The sequence below is a fragment of the Winogradskyella wandonensis genome (assembly GCF_004346845.1).
GTDB lineage: Bacteria > Bacteroidota > Bacteroidia > Flavobacteriales > Flavobacteriaceae > Winogradskyella > Winogradskyella wandonensis.
Genome location: NZ_SMGI01000002.1, coordinates 723,169 through 744,603, shown reverse-complemented (window position 1 = coordinate 744,603; position 21,435 = coordinate 723,169). Strand labels below are relative to the sequence as shown.

Sequence of the window (21,435 nt, the reverse complement as noted above, 5' to 3'; positions counted from 1 at the left end):
GGTTAGAATACTGTAAGTTAGGGCTTAAACTTCTGTTTTTACATGATTTTTATCATACCAATATTAGAGTATTGCCGATGTAACGGATATCGCTACATTTGTAATCTGTAGAATAGTTGTATGGTCTTTGGATACTCAAAAAAAGATAAACTAAAACGTAAAAAATTAATAGAACAATTGTTCGCCGAAGGAAAGGCTGTGACTGTTTTTCCGCTTCGGCTTATATACCTAAAGGCTGATTTTAATGATGGTTCTATATTAAAAACCGGAGTTTCTGTTAGTAAAAAACTACATAAAAAGGCTGTAAACCGCAACAAAATAAAGCGTTTGTTACGTGAGGCTTATCGCTTGAACAAGCCCATATACTTTAACAAAAGTGAAACATCTTACCTGTTTATGATTTTGTACATTGGAAAAGAAAAACCTACATTTCAATTGGTAGATGAGAAAATGAAGCTACTTTTTGAAAAGTTTTTAAAGCTCGATAAAAATTAAATTATGGAGTGTTTTTTGCGTTATAATAACAAATGTAAATATGAAATTTCTAATAACCCTACTTTTAACCATTCCGCTAGCGTGCAGCAATAACAGTGGTAGTACTTTAGACGACACTTATTACTCTGAAGACATTGCAATGCCTGAAGTTGCAGTAGAAAATTTTGAAAACACCAAACAATTCGCTGCTACACCACAAAAACAAAAGCTGATAAAAGAGTCGGTAATGCGCTACGAAACGCAAGATATGGCCGATGCCTACTCGAAATTATCTCAAATAATTTCAGCGAATGATGGTTTTATTCAAGACGACTCTGAGATAAAAAGTTATGGTCGTACATCACGGCAAATTATAGCGCGTTTACCATCAGATAATTTTCAGAATGCCATTGATGCCATAACAAAAAACGTTGATTACTTCGATACAAAACGTATAAATTCTAAAGACGTTACTGAAGAATTTATTGACTTAGAGGCTAGATTAAAAGCAAAGAAAACTCTAGAAAACAGGTATTTAGAATTATTAAAGCAAGCAAAAAATGTAAAGGAAATTCTAGATATAGAACAAGAGCTTTCTACTATAAGAGAAGAAATTGAAGCAAAACAAGGTCGACTTAAATACCTGCAAAACCAAGTCGCTTTAAGTACAATACATATAGAGTTTTATAAAGTTACCTCAAACAAAGGCGTTACTAAGTCTTATGGTTCTAAGATGTGGAATGCTGTTAAATCTGGTTTCAATGGTATTTCTATATTTTTCTTAGGATTACTTCATATTTGGCCATTAATCTTAATATGTGGTATTACCTTTTACATTATTAAAAGAAAATTCTTTAAAAAGAAATAAGATGAAAAAAATTCTGACTAAAAAAATACTTATACCATCGGCTATTTTGGTTGTGTTTTTAACAACTACGGCTTTCAATTCAAACTTCTTTGAAATTGCCAAACAGATAGAAATCTTTACGACCATGTTTAAAGAACTAAACATGAATTATGTAGATGATACAAATCCAGGTGATTTAATGGATACCGCAATTAAAAGTATGCTAGACGAACTAGATCCTTACACTAGATTCTATAACGAGCAAGATGTACAATCTGCAAGAATTAATAATGCAGGAGACTATACTGGTATTGGTGCTAAAGTGCGCACTATGAAGGATAAATTGGTAATAGTAGAACCTTATAAAGACTATGCTGCAGATAAAGCCGGATTAAAAGCTGGCGACGAAATTATAAAAATAGATGGTGTAGATATTACGGATTTTAAAGACGATGCGGGTAACCTTTTACAGGGCACCGCAGGCACAGAAGTTAACCTTACATATAGCCGTCAGGGTAAAATAAATACTGTAAAAGTTACAAGAGAATCTCTAGAAATTGATGCCGTTCCACACTACTCTATGATTAACGATAATACAGGCTATATCGTTTTACGGAAATTTAATAAAAAAGCATCCTCACAAACTGCAAAGGCATTAAACTCTTTAAAAAATTTAGGCGCTAAAAATATTGTTTTAGATTTAAGAGGAAATCCTGGTGGACTTTTAAACGAGGCTGTAAATATTGTAAATCTTTTTGTTCCAAAAGACCAGCTTGTAGTGACAACAAAGTCTAAAGTAAAAAAATATAACAAAACCTATTACACTAAACGAGAGCCTTTAGATTTAGAAATTCCTATAGTTGTTTTAATCGATAGCAAGTCTGCATCTGCAAGCGAAATTGTTTCTGGAGCCTTACAGGATTTAGACCGCGCTTTAGTTATTGGTGCTCGGAGTTTTGGAAAGGGACTTGTACAACGCCCAAAGCCTTTGACTTATGGCACCCAAATGAAAATTACCATATCTAGATATTACACACCTTCAGGACGCTGTATACAAGCCTTGGATTATTGGAATAGAGACGAAAATGGTAACGCAACTAGAACAGAGCAGAAAGATTATAAAGCTTTTAAAACAAAAAAAGGACGTTCTGTTTTTGATGGTGGTGGTGTACAACCAGACATAGAAATTGCACAAACTAAACAAACACCAATTTCTAAAGCTATAGAAGAAGAAAACTTAATTTTTGATTTTGCCACAGATTATTTTTACAAGAATACTGTTTCTGATTTAAATAACTACGAGTTCTCTGATAGCGACTTTCAGTCGTTTAAAAATTACTTAAAAACAAAAAATTTTAACTTTAAAACTAAGACAGAAAAAGCCCTTAACGATGCTTTAGAAGTAGCTAAAGAAGAAAATTTAGATAGTGCTATTTCTTCCGAATATCAGAAGGTTTTTAATGCTTTAAGCGATTATAAAAATTCAGCCATTAGTAAGAATAAAGAAAAACTTTCTAGCCTTTTACAAGACGAGATTATAAAACGCTATTTCTATGCTGAAGGCTTATACGATTATTATAAGGCCAACAATAAAGAAATAAAAGAAGCATTAGAAATACTTAATAACCCTTCTAAATACAACGAAATACTTAATTAATTTAGTTGCATTTTTATATGAGGGATACCGTCTTCAAGATATTCGTCTCCGGTTGCTTTAAAACCAAGATTATTATAAAATCGCTTTAAATAGGTCTGTGCTGATATTGTTATTTTATCTGTATCGTAATATTTAGAAATTGCTTTGATAGATGCATTCATAATATCATAACCGTAGTTATTTTGGCGTTTATCTTTAGCTACAACAACTCTACCTATACTAGCTTCATTAAAATAAAAACCCGCATCGAATAATCTGGTATAAGCAACTAGCTGTTGGTTTTCATATCCTAACACATGTATTGCTTCTTGGTCTTTTCCATCTAAATCTTGGTAGACACAGTCTTGCTCTACAACAAAGACTTCACTTCGTAATTGTAAAACATCATATAATTCTTTGGTGTTAAGGTCTATAAAGTGTTTGATTTTAATTTGTAACATTAACCTTGTTTCTAAATTTTAAAATAAGCATAAAGCTAGTTAATAGATATTAATTACTTCAAATAAAAAACCTTAAGTCGCTATTGAACTTAAGGTTTATATAAGTATAATTGATCCCCCAATAAATTATACTGATTGAAATTTTTTTAATAGAGATTAAATATATGCCTATCAGTGTTTTACACCAAAAAAATATTACGAAATACACAATTTCTATTATAAGTGAACAAAATTTGTAAGAATTTTAATCTTGTACTATGATTTCTTTATTATCAGGCTTACCGTATTCTGGCTGAATGTTGATATGATTAATATTATATTTATGTAGTAAAAGTTCTTCAACCTTCTGAAGAATGGTATCAAATTCTGAAAGTGAAATATCTTTATAGAAGTCTAGATGAGCTTCTAAGTGTATTTCATCTTCATTTAACTGCCAAACATGTACATGATGTACATTTTTTATAGATTCAATCGTTTGAACATCTTTAATAATAGCATCTATTGGTACATCTTCTGGAGTAAATAACATTAAAACTTTAGTAGAATTTTTAAGCAAATCCCAACCCATAATAATAAGATATATAGCTATAGCTAGAGTTAAAGCACTATCTACCCAATACACTTGATAATACTTCATTAAAAGTCCACCGATAAGTACTGCTACACTTGCCATCATATCTGTTAATAAGTGTAAGTAAGCACTTTTAAGATTCATATTATCATCGGCACTTTTTTTAAGTAACAATACACTTAGGCCATTACCTAATATTGCAATCATCGATAACCAAATAACAAGATTAGATTTTATATCCTGAGGATTTTGAAATCGTTTTATTGCCTCAAAAATCAGTAATATAGCAACAATAACCAAAGTAGAAGCATTAATAAAAGCTGCTAAAATTTCGGCACGCTTGTATCCAAAAGTCCGTTCTAAAGAGGCTTTTTGTTTTACAAGTTTATTTGCAATGTAACTTATCACTAAAGAAATAACATCACTAAAATTATGTAATGCATCACTTAATAGAGCTAAGCTACCAGAAACGATACCTCCAATAACTTGAGCTGTAGTAATAGCAATATTTAATACGATAGAAATTAAAAGATTGCGGCCATTTATATCTTTATGACTATGGGAATGCTGATGAGAATGACCGTGCCCCATTTTAACAGCTCATTGGTATTTTATCTACACGATTTTGATGACGACCACCTTCAAAAGCAGTATTTAAAAATGTATCAACCATCTTTATAGCTTGCGGTATAGCGGTATAACGTGCAGGAATACAAATTATATTAGCGTTGTTATGTTGGCGTGTCAACTCTGTAATTTCATTCATCCAACAAATACCAGCGCGTACGTTTGGATATTTATTAGCTGTCATAGCCACACCATTAGCCGAACCACAAATAAGAATACCAAAATCTACTTTTGCTTCATTAACATCTTTAGCTACAGGATGCACAAAATCTGGATAATCTACGCTATCAAAAGAATCTGTACCATAATTAGTTACAGTAATTCCTTTAGTTTGGAGATGTTTTACAATAGCTTGTTTGTAATCCGGACCTGCGTGGTCATTACCTATCGAGATTTTCATATTCTTGTGTTGTGTTATACTTTGGTCAAAGTTACAATTATTTCAAATTGGTTGATATGCGTATTCATTACTTGTTAATAAGTGTTGACAAGTATTTAGAAGTAAAATTTTATTTTCTCAATAAAAATTACAAACCAGAATTGGTTTTAGATAACCAAAAAAGTTAGCCTTTAATTTTAGATGAGTTATCAGACGAAAAAGAGTATCTACCAACATAAGATTTTAAAAGAATTATTAAAAATAATACGTTAGTATAGGTTATTAACACTTGTGAATAGTAAATCAAAAAGTACTGAATTCTAAGTCTTTAATTAGCTTATAACTTGTTAATAGAAAACAGTAAGTCATTTTTACAACTAACACTATAAAAAGTTATACCGCTATTAACAAACTATAATAACCATCATTTTTATTTTAAATTTTAAAAAAGAAAAAATGTTTTATATGTATATATGTTGATAAGTAAATAATTTTTTAATTATTAGTTATTTTTGAAGGAAATTATTCAAAGATTAAGTTATGAAAAGAATTATACTACTAATATCTCTAATATTTACAACATGTTTGTTTAGCCAAACACAAATAGGTCAAGATATTGAAGGCGAAGCTGCAAATGATAAATCAGGTTATTCAATTAGTTTATCTGCTGATGGTTCTATTCTTGCTATTGGAGCAAGAAATAACGGAGGTAACGGATTAAATTCAGGACATGTTCGCGTTTATCAAAATGAATCAGGTAATTGGTTACAAATTGGTCAAGATATAGATGGAGAAAATGTAGGAGATAATTTTGGTCAATCTGTTAGCATTTCAGCAAATGGACAAGTATTAGCTATAAGTGCTCAATTTAATGATGGTAATGGTAGTCCATCATCAAATATAGGTCATGTTCGTGTCTTTGAGTTTATTTCTAATAATTGGATACAAATAGGAGTTGATATTGAAGGAGAGGCCATTTTAGATCAATCTGGTTATTCTATAAGTTTATCTAATGATGGAAACCTGATAGCAATTGGAGCAAGATTTAATGATGGAAATTCAGGTGATTCAGGTCATGTAAGAGTTTATGAAAACCAATCAGGTAATTGGATACAAGTTGGTCAAGATATAGATGGAGAAGCTAGTGGTGATCAATCTGGTTATGCTATTAGTTTGTCATCAAATGGATCATTTGTAGCAGTTGGTGCTCCTTTTAATGATGGAAATTCAGGTGATTCAGGTCATGTAAGAGTTTATGAAAATCAATCAGGTAATTGGATACAAGTTGGTCAGGATATAGACGGTGAAGCAGAAGCTGATGGTTTTGGATCCTCAGTAAGTTTATCTTCAGATGGTTCTATTTTAGCGATAGGTGCTCCATCAAACGATGGAAATGGAAACATTTCTGGCCATGTTCGTGTTTTTGAAAATGTAAACGATGTTTGGGTACAAATAGGTCAAGATATAGATGGAGAGGATTCAACTAATCAATCAGGTGTTGCTGTTAGTTTATCTTCAGATGGTTCAATTGTTGCTATTGGAGCGATTAATAATTCTGATAATGGAGCTAATTCAGGTCATGTAAGAATTTATAAAAATCAAAATGGTACTTGGAATCAAATAGGCAATGATATAGATGGTGAATCTGGTAGCGATTTAAGTGGTTTTTCGGTATCTTTATCTTCAGATGGTTCAATTGTTGCTATTGGAGCGATTAATAATGATGGTAATGGCTCTAATTCAGGTCATGTCCGTGTTTTTGATTTAAGTGCTGTTTTAAGCAGTGATAGTTTCAATTTAGATTTGTACAAAATTATTACAGATAATAACTTGCAAGAGTTGCAAATAACTTTAAATCCTAATACTATTTTAAAGCAAGTTAATCTTTATACTATTGATGGAAAGTATTTGTATTCATTGAATCAAAATGTAATTAGTACAAATAATTTATCTTCTGGTGTTTATATTGTAGAGGTAGAAACTAATAAAGGGAAGTCTGCTAAAAAAGTGGTTGTAAATTAGTATAAATCTATAAAAATCTTAAAAAGCACTGTAAATTTTACAGTGCTTTTTTGTTTTCTTAACTTTAAAAATCAATTGTTAAATATTAATAGCTTAGCTTTGTAGAAACTTAATATAATTTCTTCGCCTGATATTAAGTGGATTATAGAAAGAATTCCTGACACTTTTCAGGAAAATGAAATGACAAAATTATAAATGACAAGAAAGAAAAAAAAGAAATCCAATAAAGGCATTTCTAACCTTACAAATACAATACTTAGTATTTTAAAAAAAGAGCGAAACAAATCCTTTAATTACAAACAAATAGGTGCTATACTTGGTGTAAACGACGCAAGTAGTCGCAACCAAATCATTAAAACCTTAGCAAAACTTGCTACCAAAGGTGACATAGAACAAGTCGATAGAGGTAAGTTTAAAGCTGTGGTTACGGCAGATTATTATACAGGTATTTTAGATTTATCAGCCAAAGGAAATGGCTATGTAATCTCAGATGATTTTGAAGATGATGTATTTATAGCTTCAAACAATATTAATAAAGCTTTAGATGGAGACGAAGTAGAATTTTACGCCTACAAACGACGTAAACGAGGTAAGTTAGAAGGAGAAATTACCAATATATTAAAACGTGCCAGAACAGAGTATGTAGGTACAATTCAAATACAAGACAAAAAGAATTTTGCTTTTGTAGTTCCGGATAGCACTAAGATGTACAAAGATATTTTTGTACCCATTAATAAAATTAACAATGCAGAAGATGGAGATAAAGTGCTTGTATCTCTAGAAGATTGGCCAGAAAAAGCAGACTCACCTTACGGAAAAGTGCTTCAAGTTTTAGGAAAACCAGGAGAACATAGTACAGAGATACACGCTATTTTAGCCGAGTATGGTTTACCACACGAGTTTCCTCATGAAGTAGAAGAATATGCTAATAACATCGACATTTCTATTACGGAAGACGAAATAAAAAAACGTCGGGATATGCGTAAAGATTTAACCTTTACCATTGACCCAAAAGATGCTAAAGATTTTGATGATGCCTTATCGTTTAAAGTTTTAGAAAATGGAGACTACGAAATCGGAATTCACATTGCAGATGTTTCTCATTATGTAAAACCAGACACAGTTTTAGATGACGAAGCTTACGAGCGCGCCACTTCAATTTATTTAGTAGACCGCGTAGTACCAATGTTACCAGAACGTTTATCTAATGGCGCATGTTCTTTAAGACCACATGAAGAAAAGTACACCTTTTCTGCAGTGTTTAAAATGAATAATAAAGCTGAAATTAAAGACCAATGGTTTGGTAGAACAGTCACTTATTCTGATGCACGTTTTGCTTACGAAGAAGCGCAAGCTATTATAGAAAATAACCCTTCAATGACGCTTAACTCAGTAAATGCATCTGAGTTAAATACTACAATTCCAACTGAAGTTTCTTTAACAGGAAAAGAATATAATACGGATTCGCAAATTGCTGAAGCCGTTTTAGTTTTAGACAGACTAGCTAAGAAAATGCGAGCCAAACGTATGCGCGAAGGTGCTATTTCGTTCGATAAAGTTGAAGTAAAATTTAATCTGGACGAAGAAGCAAATCCAACAGGCGTATTCTTTAAAACTAGTCGCGATGCTAATAAACTCATAGAAGAGTTTATGTTATTAGCTAACCGAAAAGTTTCAGAATTCGTTGGAAAACAGAGACCAAAAAAGACCTTTGTATATCGTGTACACGACGAGCCAGATGAATCTAAACTAGCACAACTTCAAAATGTAGTAAGTCGCTTTGGTCATAAACTTAATTTTAAAGATAAAAACTCTGTAGCATCTTCACTTAATAATCTTCTTAAAGATGTCGTGGGGAAAAAAGAGCAAAATCTAGTAGATACATTAACTATCCGCACCATGTCTAAGGCGGAATATACGACACATAATATTGGGCATTATGGTTTAGCATTCGATTATTATAGTCACTTTACATCACCTATTCGTCGCTACCCTGATGTTATGGCACATCGTTTACTACAACATTATTTAGATGGTGATAAATCAGCTAACGAAGAGGTTTACGAGGAAAAATGTAAGCATAGCAGTAATATGGAATATTTAGCGACAAAAGCAGAGCGCGATTCTATTAAATACATGCAAATTCGTTTTATGCAAGATCATCAAGACGAAGAATTTTTAGGTGTAATTTCTGGTGTAACCGATTGGGGTATTTATGTAGAAATTATATCCAATAAATGCGAAGGTATGGTAAGCGTAAGAGACATGAAAGATGACCATTACTACTTTGATCAAGATCACTATGCTATGGTTGGTAAAAAGACGGATACTATGTATCAGCTTGGAGACGAGGTTATTGTAAAAGTTAAGAATACAGACCTTGTAAAAAAGCATTTGGATTTTTACTTAATAGGAAAACCGGAAGCATAGCTATTTGTGTAACAAATAGTAAGAATCTTTTACTTATTTAAAAACGAAACTATTTTTTGATACATGAAAACAGATATCTGTAGTGCTTGTGGTTCTTCAAAAATAATGCATGATATGCGCATTGTAGATTTAGGTGAATCTCAAATGAAAAATGATTTATCGGTTGAGATAAAAACAACAAATAGAGCCTTTTTTAATAAATTTGAAAAAGGTACTTTAAAAGCTCAAATATGTGGGTCTTGTGGTAAAGTAGATTTATCCATTAATAATCCACAAGAGTTGTGGCAAGCTTATCTAAAAAATAAAACATTATGATATTAACAACAACCAACTCCATAGAAGGTTTTAAAATAGCAGACTATCTTGGTATTGTTACTGGCGTTGCTATCAATGACGAGACTTTATCTGTAGGTTTTAGTCAAAGTAAATACTATAAAAAAATTCAAGACAGTGTAGATAAAGTTAAAGAGCGCGCGTTTCAAGCCTTAACTAATAATGCAAAAGCATTAGGCGCTAATGCTATTGTAGGTATTAAAATAGAAATAGAATTAACAACAACAAACTATCCTATGGTATCCGTAACAGGTACAGCAGTAAAAATTTTGGTTTAGTTATGTCAGCAAATCTAAAAGCAAATCTTATTTATTTCTTTTCTTTTTTAGTGATATTTTTTGTTTTCAAGATTATTCTTGGTTTGATTTTTAATTTCGAAAACCAACTTATTACTAGTTTCTTTTCAGCGGCATTAGCAGCAGCTTTATCATCTAGAAAAACAATAGTTACTAAACAATCTGGGAAAGAAATTCAGCTAAAATTTATTTTTAGTAAGCGTATTTTTATTGTAAAATAATTAAAACTGTAACAAATAAAGTTTTGCATGGTCTTTGTTATAGTACAATTAATCTTTTAATATGTTATCTATGAAAAATGCCATCATTGCTTTAACCTTAAGTTTATCTGCTTTAGTATCTGCTCAGAGTCCTATTGTAAAACAGATAGGCGAGTTTAAAGAAGTTAAAGTTTTTGATTTAATCAATGTTACTATGATTAAGTCTAGCGAAAATAAAGTTGTAATAGAAGGTGCAAATCGAAGAAATGTAGAGGTTATCAATAAAAACGGAAAACTAAAAATCCGTATGGAGCTAGAAGAATCTTACGACGGAAATCGTACTAATGTAATGTTGCACTACACATCTGTTGATATTATTGATGCAAACGAAGGCGCAGATATTAATGTAGAAAGTACAATAGACCAGTTCGAAATTAAATTAAGAGCTCAAGAAGGCGGAAAAATTACCGCTAAAGTAAAGGCCTCTTATACGGATATTAGGTCAGTCACGGGTGGAGAAATTACACTCACCGGCGAATCTAAAAATCAAGATATTTCTATTTATACAGGCGGAATTTTTAATGGTGAAAATTTCAAAACCGAAAACACAGAGGTCTCTATAAATGCCGCAGGTGAAGCTAGTGTAAATGCTTCAGAATTTGTAGAAGTAAGGGTTAGAGCTGGCGGCGACGTTTACATTTACGGAAATCCAAAAGAAATAGACCAAAAAACAGTTCTTGGCGGTCGTGTAAAACGAATGTAACTGTTACTAATTATTTGCTGATATAATCTACTGTCATTTCGAGCGTAGTCGAGAAACCGTTAGGTTCAGCGCAGCTAAATCTAAATTATTTAGTTTTCTAAGACATCTCGACTACGCTCGATGTGACAGATGACAAGATAATTTTTATAGATTTATTTAAATTTTAGACTGTGTTAGATATTAACGCACAACTTATTTCAGCTATTTAATTATCTATTACTTTCTTACATTTGTGTAAACCATCATGTTTACATGTTCGACGATATATTAACAGCAATTCCCTTTGGGATAATTCTAGCCTTTACTATTGGTCCAGTTTTTTTTGTACTCTTAGAAACTAGTGCAACCAAAGGATTTAAAAGTGCCTTGATTTTTGATTTAGGCGTTATTCTCGCTGATGTTGTTTTTATAATAGTTGCATTTTTTAGTACTAATAAACTCGTCGAAAAAGTTAAAGACGACCCTAGTTTTTTAATTTTTGGAGGCGTTTTACTCATCGCATATGGTGTTATTTCTTTCATTAAAACCTCCAAATCATTTAGGTCTATTGTAAGAGAATATCACAAAGTAGAAATAAAGAAAGGCTACGGAAAACTTTTCGTTAAAGGATTTTTACTCAACTTTATAAATATAGGAGTACTCTTAGGATGGCTTGGTTTTATAGTTATTGGTACTTCTTTAACTACACACGAAAATGGTACTTTAATTTTTATATCAACCATGTTGGTTTCTTATTTCGTAGTAGATTTATTTAAAATTGCTGCAGCAAAACGACTCCGAACAAAACTCACACCACGCCGTATCTTTAAAACAAAAAAGATAGTAGCTTTAGTAATTTTAGGTTTTGGAGTTTTATTATTAACACAAGGCCTATTTCCTGATATTTACGAAAAAGGTAAAGAACAAATAGAGAAAATTAATCCTGTAGGAACGGATTAATTTTTAAAGTGATGTAACATTTTTTGATTTCTGCATCTAAAGTGAAAATCAGAAAATTTAAAAATCATGAAAAACATCACCCTTGCAATTATTAGCCTATTATTCTTTTTTATTACAGAAGCACAAGAAACACCAAAACCTATTCATGTCGAAGTCATAGGACAAGGTCAACCCATACTATTAATCCCTGGATTTACAGTACCAGGAGATAGCTGGACTAACACAGTAAACCGTTTAAAAAAAGACTACGAATGCCATATTGTTACATTAGCTGGTTTTGGAGGTAAGCCGCCGATTAAATTTCCTTGGCTACCAAAGATAAATGAAGCATTAGAAGATTATATAACATCCAATAAACTTGAAAACCTATTAATAATAGGGCATAATTTGGGAGGAACAGTAGCCATTTGGCTAGCGAGCAGAGAAAGTTTAAATCTATCCAAGCTTATTTTAGTAGATGCTTTACCAGCTGCTGGGGCACTTATGTTTCCTAACTTCAACCCAAATAATTTAGCGTACGACAGCCCTTTTAATAATCAACAATTAGCGATGAGTAAGGACGATTTTAGCAAATTGGCTGATGGAATGTCTAAAGGAATGAGTCTAAACCCTAAGGATCAAGAGCAGATAAAGCATTGGATTTTAGAAACAGACCGTAAAACCTACGTGTATGGATATACAGATTATCTTAAATTAGATGTTAGAGAACATTTAAAAAGCATTAAAATACCTGTAACCATTCTAGCCGCAGAGCAACCTTTCGGAAAAGATACAGCTCTAGAGAATTACAAGAGTCAGTATGCCAATCTTAAAGCTTACGATTTAATCGTTGCAGAAAATTCAGCACATTTCATCATGTTTGACCAGCCAGAATGGTTTTTACAACACATAAATAAAAGCTTATCGTTAACTAAATGATTACAGAGAAAGACTTTACTGAAATATATAATGCGCACGCCTCTAAAATATTCAGGTTATGTCTAGGATACGCACAAGGTGACGAAGATTTATCAAAAGAGTGGTTGCAAGAAACCTTTATTAAGGTTTGGAATCATAGAAAGTCATTTAATAAGGAATCTTCTGTGAGCACTTGGATATATAGAATAGCTGTAAATGTCTGTTTAGGAGATTTACGAAAGCCAAAAAAAACAATCTCACTTAAAGAAAACAATATCCCTGACCAAATTGAAGAAGAACATCAAGACAATCAGAATAAGGATATCAACAAATTATATGGTTGCATCAATCAACTAACAGAACAAAATAAAGCGCTTATTTTATTAGAGTTAGAAGATATACCCCAAGCAACTATAGCAGAAACAGTAGGTCTTGCGCACAATGCCATAAGAACTCGATTAAGCCGAATACGAAAAGCACTTTTAAAATGTATGACAAATGGAAAATGATAACCTAAATACAATATGGAACAAGCAAAACGATAGTTTACAAATAGATAGCCCTAGTAAACTTATAAAAATAGCAAAAAACCAACGTAAAGGTCAAATATTAAGTTTGGCCATTATGGCAACAACGGTTGTTGTTTTAATAGCTTTTACTATTTATACCAAAACCAATCAATGGAACGACTTTGCATTGGGATTAACCCTTATGATTTCCAGCCTTTTCTTTAGAATTATCCTTGAAATGTTTACACTTTTCCGAAAAGATAATCAATTAGTCTCGTTAGATAGTAAAACCTATCAGGATTACCTAAAAAAGCATTACAAGGATAGATTAACAATTAACTATATCATTACACCGCTATGCTTTATTGCCTATGTGTATGGTTTTATAAAACTTTTACCCTTTTTTAAAGTAGAATTTTCAAACGGATTTTACACTTATATTTTAGTTTCAGGAATTGTTTCTCTTCTTGTGATACTTTATATCATTATAAAGAGTATTTTGAAAGAAAATCGTTTTTTACAAGAACTAAAACAAAAGAAATGACAATAAAGGGAAAATCAATCAGAGCTTTTATCGGAGCGAAGGATTATGATGTATCACGGAATTTTTATAATGATTTAGGGTTTACTGAGATTATTATTTCAAATAAGATGTCTTATTTTAGATTAGGAGAATTCGGATTCTATTTGCAAGATGCCTATGTAAAAGACTGGATTGATAATTCTATGATTTTCTTAGAAGTAGAGAATCTAGACAACACGTTTGAAACTATAAGTAATTTAAGATTAACTGAAAAATACGATAACGTTAGGTTATCTAACATTGTATATAACGACTGGGGGAATGAGGTCTTTTTACATGACCCTAGCGGAATATTATGGCACTTTGGAGTATTTAACTATTAGCTATAAACTTCAATTAAAACAAGAAGAGGTTTCGTTTGCCCTGTTACGACACTTAGAGATTCACAAAACCGCTATAAATGGAAAGAGCTTTAATTAATTTTTACTTGGACTGAGCTTGTCGAAGTCTAAAAATTAGAAATAAACCCCATCTTACGTTGAAGGTTTAAAGAGGTGTCGAGCGTCCCGACACGTCGGGAGAACCGCGTCAATCTTAATCTAAATTCTCTCAAAATTTAAAGTACAAAAAAACCCTTGATAAAATCAAGGGCTTTAAAATATGAAGAGGTGTCGAGCGGATTCGAACCGCTGTAGATGGTGTTGCAGACCACTGCCTAGCCACTCGGCCACGACACCCTAATGGGACAGCAAATATAAAAATATTTACTGTTTTTTACGTTTTTCGCTCATTTTTATAGTTACCATCTCTACATCACCACCAATAGGAGGATTTATTTTACTAACACTGACGGTAGCTTTACTTACCATACGATCTTCTTTAAAAATCCTATTCAGGATGCGCTTTGCAACAGTTTCTAGTAGTTTAGAGGGTTGAGCCATCTCCTCACGAACGACTTTATTTAAGAACACATAGTCAACAGTATCCTTTAATTCATCAGTATTAGCTGAGGTTTTCAAATTTGCCTTTACCTTTAAATCCACACGATACTCACTACCAATTTTAGTTTCTTCAGATAAACAGCCGTGATATGCAAACACACGGATATTTTCAACTTTTATTATTCCCATACAACAAAGATAATTAATCTATCACACCGAACGCAGGCGAAAAATCATTGAAGTTTAATTCGTAAACAAATCAAAAATATTGCTTAAAGCACTTGTTTTAGCCTTGAAAAATTCGGTGTAAGAGCATTTTTTACATGTAATTGATGTAAATTTCTTGTTCTGCACATCAAATATTTTTGAAAGTGTTCCTCCGGTTGCTCTCATTTCGTCAACATCGTAAGTTGTATTATCACATTTTGGACATTTATACCCCATTTTTATTAGATTTTATAGTTTGTTCTATAGGTGTAAATTAAAGCCTTTTTGTTACAATTTTGTTTAATTTTGTTGCCAAAACAATGATGTTTAACTATGTTGCTGTAAGAAGCGGTTTTTACCCAACAGCTAATAGCTAAAAGCTAACACCAAAAAGAATGTCAGAAGAAATAAAATCGCTCAATTTTATAGAGCACATTATAGAAGAAGATTTAGCAAACGGTTTGCCACAGGACAATCTACGTTTTCGTTTTCCGCCAGAGCCAAACGGTTACTTACATATTGGACACACCAAGGCAATAGGGATTAGTTTTGGTTTGGGCGAAAAGTATAATGCGCCTGTAAATTTGCGTTTCGATGATACTAATCCAGCTAAGGAAGAACAAGAATACGTAGACGCTATTAAGCGTGATATCGCTTGGCTCGGATACCAATGGGAAAACGAATTGTATTCTTCGGATTACTTTCAAAAATTATACGATTGGGCAGTCCTAATGATAAAAGATGGTAAGGCTTATGTAGATTCGCAATCTTCTGAGGCCATGGCAGAGCAAAAAGGAACGCCAACACAAGTCGGTACTAATTCGCCTTACAGAGACAGAACGGTTGAAGAAAACTTGGAACTATTTCAAGGCATGAAAGAGGGTAAATTTAAACAAGGTGATCATGTGTTACGCGCTAAGATTGATATGGAAGACCCTAACATGTTAATGCGCGACCCAATTATGTATCGTATTTTATTTTCTCATCATCACCGAACGGGTGATAAGTGGTGTATCTATCCAATGTACGATTGGACACATGGCGAAAGCGATTACATAGAGCAGATTTCACACTCGTTATGCTCATTGGAATTTAAACCCCACAGAAAGCTTTACGATTGGTTTAAAGCACATGTTTACGAATATGCAAAGGATGAATTGCCAATGCTGCCAAAACAGCGAGAATTTGCCCGTTTAAACCTTAGTTATACCATAATGAGCAAGCGTAAATTATTGCGCTTGGTCGAAGAAGGTATTGTAAGTGGTTGGGACGACCCACGCATGCCAACCATTTCAGGATTGCGTCGCCGAGGTTACACGCCAAATTCTATTCGTCAGTTTATAGAGAAAGTAGGTGTAGCTAAACGCGAAAATGTTATTGATGTTTCGCTTTTAGAATTTTGCGTACGTGAAGACTTAAACAAAACAGCCAATCGCGTCATGGCGGTTTTAAATCCGGTTAAAGTTGTAATTACTAATTATCCAGAAGGAAAAGAAGAATGGTTGGAGACTGAAAATAATCCCGAGGACGCCTCAGCAGGTTATCGAAAAATTCCTTTTTCAAGAGAAATATATATTGAAAAAGAAGACTTTAAAGAAGAGGCTAGCAATAAATTTTTTAGATTAAAATTGGGAGGTGAAGTCCGCTTGAAAAGTGCATATATTATTCAAGCAAATGATGTTGTAAAAGATGCACAAGGACACATCACAGAAATACACTGTACCTATTCAACAGACACTGAAAAGAAAGTAAAAGGAACCTTACATTGGGTATCCGTTAAACACGCCATTACTGCAGAGGTAAGAGAATACGACCGTTTGTTTATGGACGAGTCTCCAGACGGTCATAAAGATAAAGACTTTATGGCATTTCTAAATCCAAACTCGTTAAGAGTAAAAACAGGATATCTAGAACCAAGTTTAGCTGAAGCAAATATTGGTGAGCAGTTTCAATTTCAGCGTTTAGGATATTTCAATGTAGATAATGATTCTCAACTAGATGCTTTAGTGTTTAATAAAACGGTTGGTTTACGTGATAGTTGGGCTAAGCAAAAACCTAAGCCACAACAGAGCCAGAATCAAAATAAACCACAACAACAAGCACGACCTGCAATAAGTGTTATTCAACAATTAGGAAAGAAATACACAAACTTACCAGAAGAAAAACAACTAAAAACTAGAGCCGAAATTCTAGAACTTGCTAAAGATGTGACTTACGAAGAATTAGAGCCTCTTTTTGGTACAGCTGTAAAAAAAGTGGGTACACGTATTGCGGTAGCTTTATCATTAAGCGTGCTGCTTAAAAATGGACAAGAAAGAACGGAAGCAGTTAAGGATTTTATCGAAAAAGCATTAGAAGATAAAAATGAATTATTAGTTAAAGAAGCACAAGCACTTTAATTATTAATTAACCCATTGAGAAAAACCTCTAAGCGCATCACTTAGGGGTTTTTTTGTACTTTTAATTCATTACTAACTAAAAAAATCAAACAATCATGGAATTACCTATTAATCCTATTGCCATTCCTGTAGCGGCAGTAGCAGCTTTACTTATTGGCTCTATTTGGTACAACCCAAAAATCGGTTTTGGAAATGTTTGGATGCGTGCATCTGGAATGACAGAAGAACGAATGAAAAGTGGAAATATGGCTATTATTTTTGGCTTAGCATTACTGTTTTCGGCATTATTAGCAACCCTTTTAATGCAGTTTACAAACCATCAATGGGGCGCCATAGGCATGGTAGGCGGAGACCCAACAATTGCAAAACCATCTTTCGAAGCCTTTATGGCAGATTACGGTACAGATTTTAGAACATTTAAGCACGGCGCTTTACATGGAACTATCTTTGGAATTTTTGGTGCATTACCCATCATTGGTACAATAGCCTTATTTGAGCGTAAAAGTGCAAAATACATTTTTGTTAATGCGGGCTATTGGATTGTGACCCTAGCTGTGATGGGAGCCATTCTTTGTGGTTGGAATTAACCAATTAAAGCAGACAATTGAATAAATCAGTGTCACATCGAGCGTCAGTCGAGATGTCTCAATTATTTCTCGACTAACGCTTGAAATGTCAGAAAAATCCTTTAAGCATCTTTTTTCTTATTAGCATCTGCTTTTTTCATCGCCTCACCAATTTGGTTGCTTGCTGCAAAACTAGCCACCATATCGTTAAGCATGTTGCTACCAGCTTGTGGCGCATTTGGTAAAAGAATAAGGTTGCTATTGGTTTCTTCGCCGAGCGATTGTAGTGTGTCGTAATGCTGTGTCACTACGATAAGTGCAGACGCTTCTTGAGAGTTAATCCCAACACGGTTAAGCACCTCTACAGATTCTTCTAAACCGCGAGCAATTTCACGTCTTTGGTCGGCAATACCCTGACCTTGAAGACGCTTACTTTCAGCCTCAGCTTTTGCTTTTTCCACAATTAAAATACGCGCAGCATCACCTTCAAACTGGGCAGCAATCTTCTCGCGCTCAGAGGCATTAATTCGGTTCATCGCTGCTTTTACTTGTGCGTCTGGGTCAATATCTGTAACTAAGGTTTTAATAATGTCATAACCATATTCCATCATAGCATCATTTAATTCAGCTTTTACGGCTATGGCAATATCATCCTTTCTAACAAAAACATCGTCTAGTTTCATTTTTGGAACTTCGGCACGAACCACATCAAAAACATAAGATGTAATTTGATCATGTGGATAATCGAGTTTATAAAACGCGTCGTATACTTTATCTCTAATGACTTTGTATTGTACAGAAACCTTTAAGCGTACAAATACATCATCTAGCGTTTTGGTTTCTATAATAACATCTAACTGTTGAATTTTTAAGCTTAAACGACCTGCAATACGGTCTACTAATGGAATTTTTAAGTGTAATCCCGATTGACGGATACTTTGAAATTTTCCAAATCGTTCTACGATAGCGGCGCTTTGTTGTTTAACAGTAAAAAACGTTCCTAAGGCAATGATAATTCCCAGAAATATAAAAGGAAATAAATAATAAGGAGGCATAATAATATGATTTAATAATTAGTAAAATAAGTGCTACTAAAAGTAAGTTATATTTTCTCAGAAGACGACATAAATCAAAATAAAAAGCATGTATATATAAATTTTTACCTAGGTTTGTTTTCTTAACTCCCAATTTAAATCATGAAAATCACTAGTTTTTATTTTCTCTTTTTTGCCTTAATTACACTATCTGGATTTGCTCAGAATTATCGTATTCAGAATAGTGTTGGCATTTATGCTGGATTAACTCAGTTCGATATTGAAACAAGTGATTTGATTACCAAAAAAAACAATGGATGGCATGTTGGTCTCGCTGCTACAGTAGATTTACCGCATCGTTGGTATAATGTGAGCTATAACATACAACTGGCCGAAAATAAAATTGGTGTTTTAGCGATGCCGGTTGGTGGTTTGCAAGAAGAGGCGTTAGATTATAAGCTATTTACTGCCCAAATAGCACTAGTAGGACATTTAAAATTGATAAAGAATAATCTTACCTTAGACGCAGGTCCTATGCTACAGTACAACAGCACATTAAATCTTGAGGATGATAGTAAAGAAAATTATATTGTTAGCGGCTATAACACAGTAAGAGCACAAGATATTACTGAAATATCGAGATTTAATGTTAACGGAACGGTTGGTCTTTCGTTGGGATTTGATACTTTTAAACTAAGAGGTCAATATATTTATGGTTTCACCAATTTACTCAACAAGTTAAACAACCAGAACTTTCTAGAAACCGTTAATTTTAAAGGCAATCAAAGTATGCTGGTTTTTTCGGCAATGTTTCTCTTTTAAATCGATTTTATTAAAGCGTCGATACGCTTTACGGTTTCATTTTTCCCTATTAGAAACATAATTTCAAACACATCAGGTCCCTGTAAAGCACCAACTAATGCTAATCGCAAAGGCATCATTACTTTACCAAAGCCAATGTTGTTGTCGGTAATCCAGCCTTTTAGTTTGGTTTGAAGGTTTTGTACAGTAAACTCTTTTGTTGCTGTAACAATTTCTATTACCTTTTGCATAAGTGCCGCTGTGTCTTCTTTTAAGGCTTTTTTGGCAGCTTTCTCATCATAAGACGATGGGGCAGAGAAGAAGAAGTGGCTTAAGGCCCAAAACTCATTTACAAACGTGGCACGTTCTTTAATTAAACCAACCACTAAGGCGATGTAATTTACATCGATGTCAGCTAATTCAGGACGTTGTGTTTTAAAACTTTTAGCTAAATCTAAATCGAGTTGCTGTTGCATGTATTGGTGATTAAACCATTTGGTTTTATCTGGGTCAAAACGCGCACCAGCCTTATTAACTCTAGCTAAATCAAATTCCGAAATTAAATTTTCTAGACTGAATAATTCTTGTTCTGTTCCAGGATTCCAACCTAAAAAAGCCAAGAAATTAACAACGGCTTCTGGGAAATAACCATCTTCTTTATAACCTCTAGAGACTTCGCTAGTCTTTGGGTCAGTCCAAGCTAAAGGAAATACAGGGAACCCTAATTTATCGCCATCACGCTTGCTTAATTTTCCTTTTCCTGTCGGTTTTAAAATTAATGGTAAATGCGCAAATTCTGGAGCGTCCCAACCAAAGGCATTATACAATAATTGGTGCAAAGCCAAACTCGGCAACCACTCTTCACCGCGGATAACATGTGAAATTTCCATTAAGTGGTCATCTACAATATTCGCCAAATGATACGTTGGCATGCCATCACTTTTAAATAATACTTTATCGTCTAACGTATTTGTGTCAATGGAGATATCGCCGCGAATACTATCTTTAAGATGAAGAGTTTCGTCTTGAGGTGACTTAAAACGAATCACATAATTTTCCCCGGCATCAATTTTAGCTTGTGTTTCTTCAGTAGTTAAAACAAGCGAATTTACCAAACGTCCTTTTTCACGATTATGCCAGTTATAGATAAAGGTTTTGCCCTCTGCTTCGTGGTTTTTTCGTTCCGCATCCAAAGCTTCAGGTGTATCAAAAGCGTAATAGGCCTTACCTTCTGCAATTAATTGGTCAGCGTATTGTTTGTATAAATGTTTACGCTCGCTTTGTCTGTAAGGGCCAAATTTTTCGTTTTTATTTGGACCTTCATCAAAAGGAATGTTACACCAATTAAGTGCTTCAATGATATAATCCTCAGCACCTTCAACATAACGGTTTTGGTCTGTATCTTCAATACGAAGCACAAAATCACCACCGTGTTTTTTAGCAAACAAATAGTTGAAAAGTGCAGTGCGTACACCACCAATATGTAAAGGGCCAGTTGGACTAGGCGCAAAGCGCACACGAACGTTTTTAGACATAACGAAATAATAAATATTTTGTCATTCTGAACTTGTTTCAGAATC

23 protein-coding genes and 1 tRNA gene are annotated in these 21,435 nt (G+C 33.3%); 16 read left to right on the top strand and 8 right to left on the bottom strand.

Annotated elements, in window-relative coordinates; all coding sequences use genetic code 11:
• The first annotated feature begins 120 nt into the window (after nucleotides 1-120).
• The 3 genes from rnpA to DFQ05_RS08085 are packed head-to-tail and all read left to right on the top strand — an operon-like array spanning nucleotide 121 to nucleotide 2,978.
• Nucleotides 121-495 (top strand): ribonuclease P protein component, encoded by a 375-nt coding sequence (gene rnpA / locus DFQ05_RS08095; RefSeq protein ID WP_132704886.1) that lies wholly within the window; start codon nucleotides 121-123, stop codon nucleotides 493-495.
• A gap of 40 nt (nucleotides 496-535) precedes the next feature.
• Nucleotides 536-1,342 carry a DUF4349 domain-containing protein gene (locus DFQ05_RS08090; protein ID WP_132704885.1) on the top strand — a complete coding sequence of 269 codons (807 nt, stop codon included), beginning with the start codon at nucleotides 536-538 and terminating at the stop codon, nucleotides 1,340-1,342.
• A 1-nt stretch (nucleotide 1,343) separates the two neighbouring features.
• Nucleotides 1,344-2,978 carry a S41 family peptidase gene (locus DFQ05_RS08085; RefSeq protein ID WP_132704884.1) on the top strand — a complete coding sequence of 545 codons (1,635 nt, stop codon included), beginning with the start codon at nucleotides 1,344-1,346 and terminating at the stop codon, nucleotides 2,976-2,978.
• Here the strand turns inward: DFQ05_RS08085 and DFQ05_RS08080 are convergent.
• From DFQ05_RS08080 to rpiB, 3 genes are all read right to left on the bottom strand, one after another.
• Complete coding sequence (locus tag DFQ05_RS08080; protein ID WP_132704883.1) at nucleotides 2,975-3,418, bottom strand: GNAT family N-acetyltransferase; 444 nt, start codon at nucleotides 3,416-3,418, stop codon at nucleotides 2,975-2,977. The genes DFQ05_RS08085 and DFQ05_RS08080 overlap by 4 nt on opposite strands.
• Before the next feature lie 244 nt (nucleotides 3,419-3,662).
• Complete coding sequence (locus DFQ05_RS08075; protein WP_132704882.1) at nucleotides 3,663-4,580, bottom strand: cation diffusion facilitator family transporter; 918 nt, start codon at nucleotides 4,578-4,580, stop codon at nucleotides 3,663-3,665.
• Nucleotide 4,581: 1 nt separating this feature from the next.
• Entirely contained in the window at nucleotides 4,582-5,016 is a 435-nt protein-coding gene (gene rpiB / locus DFQ05_RS08070; RefSeq protein WP_132704881.1) for a ribose 5-phosphate isomerase B, read from the bottom strand.
• Nucleotides 5,017-5,535: 519 nt separating this feature from the next.
• Between rpiB and DFQ05_RS08065 the strand changes: the two genes are divergently transcribed.
• The 10 genes from DFQ05_RS08065 (at nucleotide 5,536) to DFQ05_RS08020 (ending at nucleotide 14,290) form a co-directional block, all read left to right on the top strand.
• Nucleotides 5,536-7,017, top strand: a complete 1,482-nt coding sequence (locus DFQ05_RS08065; RefSeq protein WP_132704880.1) for a T9SS type A sorting domain-containing protein — start codon at nucleotides 5,536-5,538, stop codon at nucleotides 7,015-7,017.
• Between the two features lie 195 nt (nucleotides 7,018-7,212).
• Complete coding sequence (gene rnr / locus DFQ05_RS08060) at nucleotides 7,213-9,447, top strand: ribonuclease R (protein WP_132704879.1); 2,235 nt, start codon at nucleotides 7,213-7,215, stop codon at nucleotides 9,445-9,447.
• 63 nt (nucleotides 9,448-9,510) lie between these two features.
• Nucleotides 9,511-9,762, top strand: coding sequence for a hypothetical protein (locus tag DFQ05_RS08055; protein WP_132704878.1), 252 nt, complete (start codon nucleotides 9,511-9,513; stop codon nucleotides 9,760-9,762).
• Nucleotides 9,759-10,058 carry a heavy metal-binding domain-containing protein gene (locus DFQ05_RS08050; protein WP_132704877.1) on the top strand — a complete coding sequence of 100 codons (300 nt, stop codon included), beginning with the start codon at nucleotides 9,759-9,761 and terminating at the stop codon, nucleotides 10,056-10,058. The genes DFQ05_RS08055 and DFQ05_RS08050 overlap by 4 nt, the downstream gene beginning before the upstream one ends.
• 309 nt (nucleotides 10,059-10,367) lie before the next feature.
• Nucleotides 10,368-11,039: a head GIN domain-containing protein gene (locus tag DFQ05_RS08045; RefSeq protein WP_132704876.1), complete on the top strand. Its 672-nt coding sequence runs from the start codon at nucleotides 10,368-10,370 to the stop codon at nucleotides 11,037-11,039.
• A gap of 252 nt (nucleotides 11,040-11,291) precedes the next feature.
• Complete coding sequence (locus DFQ05_RS08040) at nucleotides 11,292-11,978, top strand: LysE family translocator (protein WP_132704875.1); 687 nt, start codon at nucleotides 11,292-11,294, stop codon at nucleotides 11,976-11,978.
• A 66-nt stretch (nucleotides 11,979-12,044) separates the two neighbouring features.
• Nucleotides 12,045-12,896: an alpha/beta fold hydrolase gene (locus tag DFQ05_RS08035; RefSeq protein ID WP_132704874.1), complete on the top strand. Its 852-nt coding sequence runs from the start codon at nucleotides 12,045-12,047 to the stop codon at nucleotides 12,894-12,896.
• A complete protein-coding gene (locus DFQ05_RS08030; RefSeq protein ID WP_132704873.1) occupies nucleotides 12,893-13,384 on the top strand; it encodes an RNA polymerase sigma factor in 492 nt (163 codons plus the stop codon). Before DFQ05_RS08035 ends, DFQ05_RS08030 begins: the two co-directional genes overlap by 4 nt.
• A complete protein-coding gene (locus DFQ05_RS08025) occupies nucleotides 13,374-13,928 on the top strand; it encodes a hypothetical protein (RefSeq protein ID WP_132704872.1) in 555 nt (184 codons plus the stop codon). The genes DFQ05_RS08030 and DFQ05_RS08025 overlap by 11 nt, the downstream gene beginning before the upstream one ends.
• A complete protein-coding gene (locus tag DFQ05_RS08020; RefSeq protein ID WP_132704871.1) occupies nucleotides 13,925-14,290 on the top strand; it encodes a VOC family protein in 366 nt (121 codons plus the stop codon). The genes DFQ05_RS08025 and DFQ05_RS08020 overlap by 4 nt, the downstream gene beginning before the upstream one ends.
• 283 nt (nucleotides 14,291-14,573) lie before the next feature.
• Here DFQ05_RS08020 and DFQ05_RS08015 read toward each other — a convergent pair.
• The 3 genes from DFQ05_RS08015 to DFQ05_RS08005 form a co-directional block, all read right to left on the bottom strand.
• Nucleotides 14,574-14,644, bottom strand: a tRNA-Cys gene (locus DFQ05_RS08015).
• A 27-nt stretch (nucleotides 14,645-14,671) separates the two neighbouring features.
• The gene (folB, locus tag DFQ05_RS08010) at nucleotides 14,672-15,037 is read right to left on the bottom strand and encodes a dihydroneopterin aldolase (RefSeq protein ID WP_132704870.1); all 366 of its coding nucleotides are present in this window, start codon (nucleotides 15,035-15,037) and stop codon (nucleotides 14,672-14,674) included.
• A 54-nt stretch (nucleotides 15,038-15,091) separates the two neighbouring features.
• A complete protein-coding gene (locus DFQ05_RS08005; protein WP_132704869.1) occupies nucleotides 15,092-15,292 on the bottom strand; it encodes a zinc ribbon domain-containing protein in 201 nt (66 codons plus the stop codon).
• 158 nt (nucleotides 15,293-15,450) lie between these two features.
• Between DFQ05_RS08005 and DFQ05_RS08000 the strand changes: the two genes are divergently transcribed.
• Nucleotides 15,451-17,454 (top strand): glutamine--tRNA ligase/YqeY domain fusion protein, encoded by a 2,004-nt coding sequence (locus tag DFQ05_RS08000; RefSeq protein ID WP_132704868.1) that lies wholly within the window; start codon nucleotides 15,451-15,453, stop codon nucleotides 17,452-17,454.
• 95 nt (nucleotides 17,455-17,549) lie between these two features.
• On the top strand, nucleotides 17,550-18,041 hold the full coding sequence (locus tag DFQ05_RS07995) for a DUF1761 domain-containing protein (protein WP_132704867.1): 492 nt from the start codon (nucleotides 17,550-17,552) through the stop codon (nucleotides 18,039-18,041).
• A 101-nt stretch (nucleotides 18,042-18,142) separates the two neighbouring features.
• Here the strand turns inward: DFQ05_RS07995 and DFQ05_RS07990 are convergent, their stop codons facing one another.
• Complete coding sequence (locus tag DFQ05_RS07990; protein WP_132704866.1) at nucleotides 18,143-19,075, bottom strand: SPFH domain-containing protein; 933 nt, start codon at nucleotides 19,073-19,075, stop codon at nucleotides 18,143-18,145.
• 141 nt (nucleotides 19,076-19,216) lie between these two features.
• Between DFQ05_RS07990 and DFQ05_RS07985 the strand changes: the two genes are divergently transcribed.
• Nucleotides 19,217-19,876, top strand: coding sequence for a hypothetical protein (locus tag DFQ05_RS07985; RefSeq protein ID WP_132704865.1), 660 nt, complete (start codon nucleotides 19,217-19,219; stop codon nucleotides 19,874-19,876).
• Here the strand turns inward: DFQ05_RS07985 and gltX are convergent.
• Complete coding sequence (gene gltX, locus DFQ05_RS07980) at nucleotides 19,873-21,390, bottom strand: glutamate--tRNA ligase (RefSeq protein WP_132704864.1); 1,518 nt, start codon at nucleotides 21,388-21,390, stop codon at nucleotides 19,873-19,875. The two genes, DFQ05_RS07985 and gltX, sit on opposite strands and share 4 nt — an antisense overlap.
• Nucleotides 21,391-21,435: the final 45 nt, after the last annotated feature.